The 10,333-nt window shown below is 40.0% G+C and carries 10 protein-coding genes; 5 read left to right on the top strand and 5 right to left on the bottom strand.

Annotated elements, in window-relative coordinates; all coding sequences use genetic code 11:
* The first annotated feature begins 77 nt into the window (after window positions 1-77).
* Genes QZ019_RS07525 through QZ019_RS07540 form a run of 4 tightly spaced genes read left to right on the top strand, consistent with a single transcriptional unit; the run spans window position 78 to window position 3,731 of the window.
* The gene (locus QZ019_RS07525) at window positions 78-557 is read left to right on the top strand and encodes a TRAP transporter small permease (RefSeq protein ID WP_249082513.1); all 480 of its coding nucleotides are present in this window, start codon (window positions 78-80) and stop codon (window positions 555-557) included.
* 1 nt (window position 558) lies between these two features.
* Window positions 559-1,821, top strand: a complete 1,263-nt coding sequence (locus QZ019_RS07530; RefSeq protein ID WP_295483806.1) for a TRAP transporter large permease — start codon at window positions 559-561, stop codon at window positions 1,819-1,821.
* A gap of 14 nt (window positions 1,822-1,835) precedes the next feature.
* On the top strand, window positions 1,836-3,113 hold the full coding sequence (gene otnK, locus QZ019_RS07535; RefSeq protein ID WP_295483808.1) for a 3-oxo-tetronate kinase: 1,278 nt from the start codon (window positions 1,836-1,838) through the stop codon (window positions 3,111-3,113).
* Window positions 3,114-3,116: 3 nt separating this feature from the next.
* Window positions 3,117-3,731 carry a class II aldolase/adducin family protein gene (locus QZ019_RS07540; protein ID WP_295483811.1) on the top strand — a complete coding sequence of 205 codons (615 nt, stop codon included), beginning with the start codon at window positions 3,117-3,119 and terminating at the stop codon, window positions 3,729-3,731.
* A gap of 32 nt (window positions 3,732-3,763) precedes the next feature.
* Here QZ019_RS07540 and QZ019_RS07545 read toward each other — a convergent pair whose 3' ends face one another.
* Window positions 3,764-4,393: a histidine phosphatase family protein gene (locus QZ019_RS07545; protein WP_295483815.1), complete on the bottom strand. Its 630-nt coding sequence runs from the start codon at window positions 4,391-4,393 to the stop codon at window positions 3,764-3,766.
* A gap of 148 nt (window positions 4,394-4,541) precedes the next feature.
* On the opposite strand from QZ019_RS07545, the gene QZ019_RS07550 reads away from it, so the two are divergent.
* Window positions 4,542-5,045, top strand: a complete 504-nt coding sequence (locus QZ019_RS07550; protein WP_295483818.1) for an HD domain-containing protein — start codon at window positions 4,542-4,544, stop codon at window positions 5,043-5,045.
* Between the two features lie 76 nt (window positions 5,046-5,121).
* On the opposite strand, the gene QZ019_RS07555 is transcribed toward QZ019_RS07550, so the two are convergent.
* From QZ019_RS07555 to QZ019_RS07570, 4 genes are all read right to left on the bottom strand, one after another.
* The gene (locus QZ019_RS07555) at window positions 5,122-6,591 is read right to left on the bottom strand and encodes an FGGY-family carbohydrate kinase (protein WP_295483820.1); all 1,470 of its coding nucleotides are present in this window, start codon (window positions 6,589-6,591) and stop codon (window positions 5,122-5,124) included.
* Between the two features lie 72 nt (window positions 6,592-6,663).
* The gene (locus QZ019_RS07560; protein ID WP_295483823.1) at window positions 6,664-7,641 is read right to left on the bottom strand and encodes a ribose ABC transporter permease; all 978 of its coding nucleotides are present in this window, start codon (window positions 7,639-7,641) and stop codon (window positions 6,664-6,666) included.
* A 2-nt stretch (window positions 7,642-7,643) separates the two neighbouring features.
* Window positions 7,644-9,140 (bottom strand): sugar ABC transporter ATP-binding protein, encoded by a 1,497-nt coding sequence (locus QZ019_RS07565; RefSeq protein ID WP_009144323.1) that lies wholly within the window; start codon window positions 9,138-9,140, stop codon window positions 7,644-7,646.
* A gap of 79 nt (window positions 9,141-9,219) precedes the next feature.
* Complete coding sequence (locus QZ019_RS07570; protein ID WP_009144324.1) at window positions 9,220-10,137, bottom strand: ABC transporter substrate-binding protein; 918 nt, start codon at window positions 10,135-10,137, stop codon at window positions 9,220-9,222.
* Window positions 10,138-10,333 lie beyond the last annotated feature (196 nt).

A 10,333-nucleotide genomic window follows, 5' to 3' on the forward strand; every position in this document is an offset into this window, starting at 1 on the left:
GCGAAACTGCCCTTCCTTCTTTCAAGTTATCGGGAATGACTATTTAGTCACCCTCAATGCCTGCGGAGTAACTCTGAATGAAAAATTTTGAACAAAAATTATATAGCGTATTGTCAAATTTGTGCGGAATTCTGATTTTCGTTATGACTATTTTGATTTTTACGCAAGTTGTTTGCCGTTATGTGATGCATAATTCGCTAACTTGGTCTGAGGAGTTAGGACGTTATTTGTTTGTATGGATTACATTTGTCGGTTTGCCTGTTGCTTTAAAAGCAGGGGCTCATGTTGCTATAGATCTTTTATTAAAAAAGACGAAAGGTAGATTTCATATAGCAATTTTAACGATAAATGCAGTTGCTACTGCAATTTTAGGTATTGTTATTTTCTATTCGGGAATAAGATTAGTATTGTTAGGCGTTGGACAAATATCTTCTGCGATGCAATTACCAATGCAATACGTTTATACAATTATTCCGGTTAGTGGTCTTCTTCTTTTGTTTTTTACCGTCACAGTATATTTAGAAGAAAGAGCTAAGGCATTACAAGGAGATAAATAATATGTTGACCGCCATAATTATTGTTACCTTCGTTCTTTTTTTAGTATTAGGCTTACCAATTGCGTTTGTGTTAGCCGTCTCATCGATAAGTGCTGCTTTATTTTTAGGTTTGCCTTTAGATATTATTTGCCAGCGTTTTTTCACTGCAATTGATTCTTTTCCATTAATGGCTATTCCTTTATTTATGTTGGCTGGTACCTTTATGAGTAAAGGAGGTATTACAGAAGCTATTATTGGTTTTGCATTGTCAATAGTTGGAGGAATTAGAGGTTCTTTAGCTCACGTTGTAGCTATTAGCGGTATTATTATGGGAGGCATTTCAGGATCTGGCGTTGCTGATACTGCAGCTCTAGGTACTGTAATGGTTCCTGAAATGAAAAAACGTGGATATGACGTTGAATTTTCCGCTGCTCTGGTAGCCGCTTCTGGTGCTATTGGTTTAATTATCCCGCCATCAATTGCGATTATTATTTATGGTGTAGCCACTCAATCTTCAATTGGTGATCTATTTTTGGCTGCTGTAATTCCTGGTGTGGCTATTGGTTTTGGTTTCTTAATATATTCTTGGTGGTATACCAGGAAACATAATTATCCGGCAGAAGGAGCTGTCCCTTTTAAAGAGAAGGTTCTTCGCTTTAAGACAGCATTCTGGGCTTTATTGATGCCCGTTATGATTATTTGGGGTATTCGTGGCGGTGTTTTTACTCCTACAGAAGGTGGCGCTGTTGTTGCAGTTTATGCATTGATTTTGAGCCTTTTTGTTTACCGTAAGTTATCAATTAAAGATATTATTCCTGTATGTATCGAAGCGGCCATTAGTACTGCGGCTATTGCAATAATTATTGCTTCTACGTCCTTGTTTGGATGGATACTTGCCAGTGAAAGAATACCGCAAATGTTATCAGCTGCATTAGTGGCAATTACAGATAATAAAATCATTTTATTGATAATAGTAATTGGATTGTTGCTTATTGTAGGAATGTTTTTAGATAGTTCTCCTGCTATTTTGCTTCTTTCTCCTATTTTGGCTCCAGCAATGCAAGCTGTTGGTGTAGATTTGGTTCAATTCGGCATTATCATGGTTATCACTTTAACGGTCGGCTTGTTGTCCCCACCTGTTGGAACTGCGTTATTCGTATCTAGTAATGTTACTAAAGTTCCGTTATTGAAACTAAGTGTAAGGGTATTGCCTTTCATCGGTGTCATGTTGCTGGTTACTTTGATAATTGCATTTATTCCTGAAACTGTAACCTGGGTTAGCTAAAAAGGATAAAGATTATGTCTAATAAGTTGTTTTTGGGTATTGTTGGCGATGATTTTACTGGATCAAGTGATGCTGCGTCTTTTGCAGTAAAGTCAGGATTAAAGACCATGTTGTTTGATGGCATTCCTTCGGATATCGATTTAGAAAAGGAAGGAATACAGGCTGCAGTTATTGCTTTAAAAAGTAGAATGGCGCCTGTTGCAGAAGCAAAAGAACAGTCTTTAGCTGCTGCAAAATGGCTTGTTGAACATGGCGCTCAGCATATATACAGTAAATATTGTTCGACTTTTGATTCGACCCCTAAAGGAAATATTGGACCAATTTTGGATAATTTCCTTGAAGGATTTGAAGCAAAAGCAAGCATTATTTGTCCTGCGCTGCCTGTAAATGGACGTATTGTTAAAGATGGTATTTTGTATATAAATGGTGTCCCTCTTGCTGAGAGCCCGATGAAAAATCATCCTTTAACTCCGATGTGGGATTCAAGTTTGAAGAATCTTATGGAAGCACAGTCTTCATATAAATGTTTTAATGTGCCTCATGATGTTCTTTATGATGAGGAAAAATTAAAAGCATTAATTAAAAATATTGAAAAAGATAATGAGCATTATTATTTAATTCCTGACTATGAAAATGATACTGATGCCAGTCAGATTGCAAAAGTATTTGGAGATATGTTTATCCAAAGCGGCGGTTCTGGTGTCTTAACAGCATTGGGAGAATATTACCTTAAAAAGGAAGGGGCAACTTTAGGTGTCTCTCATATTCCTAATTCAAAAACAGATGGAAAGGCTTTATTACTTGCAGGTAGTTGTTCTGTTGCAACACAAAAACAGATAAAAACTTTTAAGGAAAGCGGTAATCAAGTAATTAAAATTGATGCACATAAATTAATGTCAGGAGAATTGACCGCTAAAGATTTATGGTGTGACTATAAATCAGTTAAAGGACACTGTTTAATCTATTCAACAGCGCCGGCTGAAGAAGTTGCTGCCTTACAAAAACAGTATGGTACAGAAAAGTTAGCTCATAAAATTGAACTAACAATGAATGAGTTAACCAAACTTGCTTTTGCTGATGGCTTTACCAGATTTATTGTGGCAGGCGGAGAAACTTCTGGGGCAGTTATCAAAGGTTTACCTCAAGATGGTTATGTAATAGGTGAAAGCGTTGCTCCTGGCGTTCCTGTTATGGCTCCGTCAAAGCATCCTAATGTTCGTTTGGTTTTGAAATCAGGAAATTTCGGAGACGAATATTTCTTTGAAAAAGCAATCAAAATGACAGGAGAATAGAAAGTGTCTATTTTAGATTGTTCTGAGGTGCAAAAAAGCATTAATGATTGTATTAATGTCGCACATAGCCTTTTTAACCGGAATAAGGTTTCAGGTTCTTCTGCAAATTTAAGTTTTAGATATCAAGACTATGTTGTTATAACCTCATCCGGATCTTCTTTTGGAACATTAGATGTAGATGATTTTTCTGTAGTTTCTTTAGATGGAAATTTACTAGCTGGAAGAAAAGCTAGTAAGGAAGCTCCTTTACATCTTAGTTTTTATAAAAAAGATCCGAATATTGGGGCAGTATTACATACGCATAGTTTTTATAGTACTATCTGGTCATGTCTGAATCATAGTGATTCAAAAGATATTATTCCCAAATATACTCCTTATTTGGAAATGAAACTTGGCAAAGTAGGTTTAATTCCTTTTGCACCTCCAGGCAGTAAGGAATTGTTTGCTTTAGCAGAAGAGCATATTAATGATGCCAATGGATTTTTATTGGCAAATCATGGACCTATAGTGCCAGGGAAAAATATTTACGATGCTTTCTATATACTAGAAGAGTTAGAAGAAAGCTGTAAGATTGCATGGTATTTTAGGCAAGAAAAAGATATTGTGCGAATAAAGTAGCTCCTTTTAGCCCGCATTTTTCGCGGGCTTTTTTAATCACATAATTTTTCTCCTGCAAGGATATCTACGGCATCCTGAAGCAGCTTCCATTTCCCGTCCTTAAATTCAAATACGGTTACGGCACAGTTTTTCTGTTCACGGGTTTTTCTGAAAAACTGGGGCGGAAGTTTTTGTACAGCCATGATCACGGCGCGGATAAAACCTCCGTGACTAACGATTAAAATGTTTTTGTTGTCGACTGCTTCGTTTTTTATTTCATCTAAAAATATTTGTGCTCTTTTGACAATGCTAGGAATTGATTCACCTCTTTTAGGAGGAATAAAAAATTCCGGATTCATCAAGTAATTATGTAATGGATGATGCGGGTTTTTTCGTATATCCGGAATAAAATCTCCTTCACAAACACCGTAAGATATTTCAATCACCCGATCATATTTGAAAAGAGGACAATTTTTCTGACCCTTTAAGGCTCGTAATGCTGTTTCTTTGGTGCGAATGAGCGGACTGTAATAGCATTTGTCAAAGTTAATGTTAGAAATGGCAAGGCTTGCCTGTTCAGCTTGATTTTTACCAAAATCATTAAGCGGAATATCTGATTGTCCCTGAATTTTGTCTTCAAGGTTCCAGTCAGTCATTCCGTGACGCATAAAATAAAGTTTCATGCAAAATTCCTAGTTTGTTAATGTTGGCAACAATTTTATATGCAAAAATGGTGCTTTTTACGCAGTTTTAAGAAAAAAGCAGAATTTACGCACATAATATTTTTAAACTGTTTGGTTAATGTTGAGATAGATAATTAGAGAGTTAAAAATGAACGCTGAGAAAATTTCTGCAGTTTGTCAGGCTATGATTGATTACTATTCAGGTGATCCTAAAAGAATTCAGCATTTTATGAAGGTTCATGCTTTTGCTAAGTTAATTGCAGAAAAAGAATGTTTATCTGAAAATGATTCCCTTGTTATAGAAATCGCTGCATTAGTTCATGATATCGGTATTAAAAACGCTGAAATTAAATACCACTCCAGCATGGGTAAATATCAGGAACAAGAGGGACCATCTGAAGCTAAAAAACTTCTGGAGAGACTTAATATTGATGCACAGGTAATTGATAGAGTCTGTTATTTAGTCGGACATCATCACACTTATAAAGCTATTGACGGCATTGATTATCAAATTTTGGTCGAAGCAGATTTTTTAGTGAATATTTACGAAGACTCTTTGCCCCAAAGTTCGGTAGCCAGCGTGTTACATAAAATATTTAAAACCAAAAGCGGCATTAATCTGTTAAGAACAATTTATGCTGTGGAAGACTGATTTTTAAAAGAAAAAACTCCGCAACATCAGTTGCGGAGTAAAGGTACTATGGAGAGGAGTATTTATAAGGAAAACGCTATTTTGCCAGCTTTTCGTTAATCTCAAGGAACTCGCCATATCTTTCGCGAAGATATGCGTTGAGCTTAAGATCGGGCTCGATGATCTTCATCGGCTGCAGAGTTTGTTTGATGGCGTCATAGTAGTCAGAGTAATAACCTGCGCCTACAGCGGCACAAATTGCCGCAGCCTTGCATCCTGTTTGTTTTACCGTTGAAATTTCAATCGGCATATTGGCTGTTGATGCATAGATCCTCATCCACGGTTCGGAGTTGGTCGGACCGCCGTTCATACGAATGGTCTTGGCATTGGGCGTGATTTGTAAAATCTTGTCCTGATTTAAGGTATGGGAGAAAACAATACCCTCATAGATAGCGTAAACCACGTCTTTAATCGTATGATGAGCCTGCAGACCGTAAAGATTGGCATTCATGCCTATCTGGTAATTTGAACCGAACAGATAGGGCAGGAAGAACAAACTGGTTTTCTTGAATGCTTTTTGTATCTCGTCAACATACTTATTGCACTCGTCAAGGCTTAAGTGAGAAATGACATTATCACGCCACCATGAGAGGTTTGAAGCTGAAGTAGGTGATCCTTCATGGACGAAGAACAAGCCGGGAATACAGTAGCGGCCCCATACGTAGTGATGATCTTTTTTAGGAATTGATTTGCTTACGGCTGTTGCAATTGACCAGGTACCGGCTGCGGCACTTATTGCGGTATCATCAACGACACCTGAGGCAATTGCAGCTGATACTACGTCAAAGAATCCGCCGAATACCGGGGTTCCTGCGGCAAGACCTAATTCTTCAGCTGCTTTTGCAGTGATTTTGCCGCATTCTTCAGAAGATCCTACTATAGGAGCGGTTTTGGATTCACACTCTTCAACGCCGAACAATGACATAAGTTTAGGATCGTATTGTCCCGTTTGAATGTTGTACATATTGCTGCCGGAGATATTGGTAATTTCGGCTCCGATTTCTCCGGTCATACGGAAGCGAACGTAGTCGTGAACCATTAAAATGGCAGCGATTTTATCGTAATTTGCTCTTTCGTGTTGCTTTAACCAACTCAAGAGCGAGACAGGATGTCCCGTCCAGATTTGCTGCATTCCGTACGGATATGCTTTATCAGCAGTGCCGTCAGCAAGCCATTTTAAGACAATATCGACAGAACGGGTGTCTGAGGAGATGATGCCGTTGCGTACCGGATTTCCGGCTTTATCAATTGCGTATAAGCCTTTGCCATGGGAGGAGAATGACACGCCTTTAATGTCAGCTTTATCGATTCCTGCTTTTTTAACGGCGCCTCCGGTGACGATGCAGACAGCTTTCCACATCTCATCCATGTTTCTTTCAGCAAAGCCTTCAGCTTCGCTTAAAAGGTTGGCGGTGTGTTCGCATACTGCGACTTCTTCACCGGCAAGATTATAAATTCCGGCTTTGATAACAGTGCCGCCTAAGTCAACACCAAGGAAATAACTCATGGATTTATACTCCGAAATCGTAACTGAAAAACCGGAGAACTTGCGTTCTCCGGAATGGAAAGAAAGATCTGATTAGCTGCGGGCTTTCTTCTTTTCAGTACCGACGTAAATTGCGAAGAGAATGATGATACCTTTGATAACGTTTTGTACATACGGGTTGATACCGATTAAGTTCAAACCGTTGTTCAATACGCCAAGGAGCAAGGCACCCATCAAGGTACCGAGAATTGTTCCTTTACCGCCGTTCATTGCTGCGCCGCCTAATACTACTGCAGCGATGGCGTCCAATTCGAAAGCAACACCTGCGTTAGGCTGACCGGACATCAAACGGGAAGTGATGATTAAGCCGGCTAATGCGGAGGTTAAGCCTGAAATGGTGTAAACGAGGAAGAGAATACGTGATACTTTAATACCGCTTAAGCGTGATGCTTCATAGTTACCGCCGGTTGCGTATACGTGACGGCCGAACGGAGTATGATTCAATACGATATAAGCGATGGCATAAACGATTACGGTGATAATGATCGGAGTTTCAATGCCGAGAACACTGCCGCGGCCGAAGAAAGCAAATGCCTGATCAATGCCGGCAATCGGGTAACCGCCGGTATAGATGAGGGCTAGACCGCGGGCAATAGTCATCATTGCCAAAGTAACGATGAAAGGAGGCATCTTAGCGTATGCAACCATCATACCGTTTAAGCCGCCTAATACGCAGCCTAAAGCAATACCGGCAACGATAGCAACGCTCATTGGCATGCCGCCGGCCATAAGACCTGCCATAATAGTGCCGGATAAAGCCATTACTGAACCTACGGCAAGGTCGATACCGCCCGTTAAAATAGCGAAGGTCATACCGACTGCGATAATGGCGTTAATTGACACCTGACGACCGATATTTGACAGGTTGTTGTAGGTAAGGAAGCTGTCGCTTACAACGGTCATAATAATGAAAACGAGCAGGAATCCGATTAACGGATAGAAAATCGGTTGTTTGCTAAGAGCTTTAAAGGTGCTCATGGCTTTAGAGTCTTGAGAAACTTGAGTGTTCATTCTTATTTGTTTCCTGTAGCGTATAACATGATGGTATTGGAGTTAATGTCTTCACCGGTTAAATCGGCGACGATTGCGCCTTCCCTGAAAACTTCAACTCGGTCACATACACCGATAATTTCCGGCAGCTCGGATGAGATCATGATGATCGAAATGCCTTGTTCGGTAAGCTTGCGCATCAGCTCGTAAATTTCAGCTTTAGCGCCAACGTCAATGCCGCGAGTCGGCTCATCGAAAATGAGCACTTTGCAGTCATTGTTTAACCATCTGCCGATGACTACTTTCTGCTGGTTTCCGCCGCTAAGATTTTGAACTGCGGTCTCATGGCTAGGGGTTTTAACTCTGACCTTTTTAATCAAATCTTTTGCGGTTTCCACTTCTTTTTTATCATCGATGAATATTTTGCCGACTATCCACTTGGAGTAGTTGTTCATGGCAATATTCTCAGTGATGGAAAAAGGTAAAATCAGACCTTCGGCTTTACGATCTTCAGGCAGCAAACCTATTCCTTTTTGCAAGGCCACGTCAGGAGAGCCTAGAGTCTCTTTTTTGCCGTCAAGAATTACTTCTTTAGAGTAAACCGGATCGGCTCCGATTAAAGCGCGGGCAGTCTCAGTACGACCGGCTCCGACCAAGCCGAAGAAACCTAAAATTTCGCCTTTGTAAAGTTTGAATGAACTCGGTTTACCGTGCTTTTCACGAATAAGGTTGTTAACTTCAAGAATAACTTTTTCGTGAGGAGGAACTTCTGGTTTAGGAGGATAATTGTTTTCAACTTTGCGTCCGACCATCATTTCGACCAATTCGTCGACATTGGAATCTTTAACCGGTTTCGTGCCGACATAGGTTCCGTCGCGCAAAACGGAAATGGTGTCGCAAATTTCGAAAATCTCATCAAGGTGGTGCGAAATGAAGAACATTCCAACGCCTTTTTGCTTAAGTTCGCGCATGATGTCGAACAAGTGATCGGCTTCTTTTGGCGTAAGAGTTGAAGTAGGCTCGTCAAGTACTAAGATTTTGGCGTTAAGTGACAAAGCCTTTACGATTTCAACGAATTGCTGCTCTGCGACACTAAGTTGTTCTACAGGAACGTCAACATTAATATGAACGTCGAGTCGGTCAAGGATCTTTAATGTTTCGACGCGCATTTTTGCAAAATCAATTAATCCGAATGCATTTTTGATTTCGCGATTTAAGAAAATGTTTTCTACTGCGTTTAAGTAAGGAATTAAGGATAATTCTTGGAAAATAATGCCGATGCCTGCGTCAATGGCATCTTTATAATTGCCGAACTTGACTTCTTTACCTTCAACGAAAATTTTGCCTTCATCATTACTGTAAATACCGCACAAAATCTTCATTAAGGTCGATTTGCCCGCTCCGTTTTCTCCCAGAAGCGCGTGAATTTCACCTTTGTCCAAGGTCAAAGAAATGTTATCAAGTGCTTTTACACCTGGGAAAGATTTACTAATTCCTTGTAATTCTAATAGTCTTTCCATAGTAACCCCTATAAAACCATCCTTATTAACTAGTAATAAGGATGGCAAGAATTAATTATTTACTTATGAAAACAAAGAATTACCAGGAGAAGCCCTTAGCATTTTCTTTGGTGATCAAAGTAACATCAATAGGGATTTCTTTAGGAACATTGGCGCCCCAGTATTTAGCGAGGGCGATACCGATACCTACGCGGACCTGGTCACGAGGATACTGTGCTGAAGTACCGATGAATGGGGAGTTGCCTTTTGCGATTTCTTCAACAGCCTGCGGGTTACCGTCAACGGAGGTAAGTTTGATATCGCGGCCTGAGGACTGAATTGCTGACAGGGCGCCAAGTGAACCTTCATCGTTTACGGAGAACATACCCTTGAGGTTAGGAGCAGACTGGAGAATGTTCTCAGTAACGTTCATAGCGATAGCGCGGTCTTGCTGTCCGTTCTGGACGGTTACAATCTTGATCTTAGGATAATCCTTTAGAGCATCTTTACAGCCGCGGACACGTTCCAAAATAGGAACTACAGGGATACCGTCAAGAATTGCAACATCGCCTTCGCCGCCGATGGAGTCAGCTAAGAACTTGCAAGCTTTCAAACCTGCATCATAGTTCTTTGAACCGACGAATGAATCGATAGGGCCTTCTGCTTGAGCGTCAATTGCAACAGTGACTACGCCGGCCTTGTTGGCGTCAATAACTGCTGACTGGATGCCTACAGAGTCGGTCGGGTTAAGCAGCAGAATGTCAATATCTTTCTGGAGCATATCTTCAACGTCACTAATCTGTTTTGAAATGTCGTGACGAGCGTCGGTAATAACGACTTCAGCACCAACTGATGCGCAAGCTTCTTCCAAAGCTTCCTTCATGGTGACGAAGTAAGGGTTATTCATTTCCTGGAAAGACATACCGATTTTCAGCTTGTCGGCTGCATTTGCGCCAAAGGAAAAAGAAGCAATGGCAGCAGTGGTAGCTACAGCTAAAATGGTTTTGGTTAATTTCATAGACAACTCCTTAAGTTTTTTTACATGCAACGCTGCCTAATAAAATAGGGCAATGACAACGTTAACATGAATTTAATATATTAATTTTGGTGCGGTCTTTTCGTGATCGGGGACTAAAAAATCGACATTTTAATAATAAATATATAATTTATGTGACATGTATAGAATTTATAAAAATAAATAAAGTACAAAAAAA

This window comes from uncultured Succinatimonas sp. (genome assembly GCF_905203285.1).
Lineage (GTDB): Bacteria > Pseudomonadota > Gammaproteobacteria > Enterobacterales > Succinivibrionaceae > Succinatimonas.

Excerpts from the sequence above, each read along its gene's own strand:
- QZ019_RS07555 (WP_295483820.1), bottom strand. The coding sequence starts at position 6,591 with ATGAGTTATTTCCTTGGTGTTGACTTAGGCGGCACTGTTATCAAAGCC.
- QZ019_RS07565 (WP_009144323.1), bottom strand. The coding sequence starts at position 9,140 with ATGGAAAGACTATTAGAATTACAAGGAATTAGTAAATCTTTCCCAGGT.
- QZ019_RS07545 (WP_295483815.1), bottom strand. The coding sequence starts at position 4,393 with ATGAAACTTTATTTTATGCGTCACGGAATGACTGACTGGAACCTTGAA.
- QZ019_RS07570 (WP_009144324.1), bottom strand. The coding sequence starts at position 10,137 with ATGAAATTAACCAAAACCATTTTAGCTGTAGCTACCACTGCTGCCATT.
- QZ019_RS07550 (WP_295483818.1), top strand. The coding sequence starts at position 4,542 with ATGAACGCTGAGAAAATTTCTGCAGTTTGTCAGGCTATGATTGATTAC.
- QZ019_RS07525 (WP_249082513.1), top strand. The coding sequence starts at position 78 with ATGAAAAATTTTGAACAAAAATTATATAGCGTATTGTCAAATTTGTGC.
- otnK (WP_295483808.1), top strand. The coding sequence starts at position 1,836 with ATGTCTAATAAGTTGTTTTTGGGTATTGTTGGCGATGATTTTACTGGA.
- QZ019_RS07530 (WP_295483806.1), top strand. The coding sequence starts at position 559 with ATGTTGACCGCCATAATTATTGTTACCTTCGTTCTTTTTTTAGTATTA.
- QZ019_RS07560 (WP_295483823.1), bottom strand. The coding sequence starts at position 7,641 with ATGAACACTCAAGTTTCTCAAGACTCTAAAGCCATGAGCACCTTTAAA.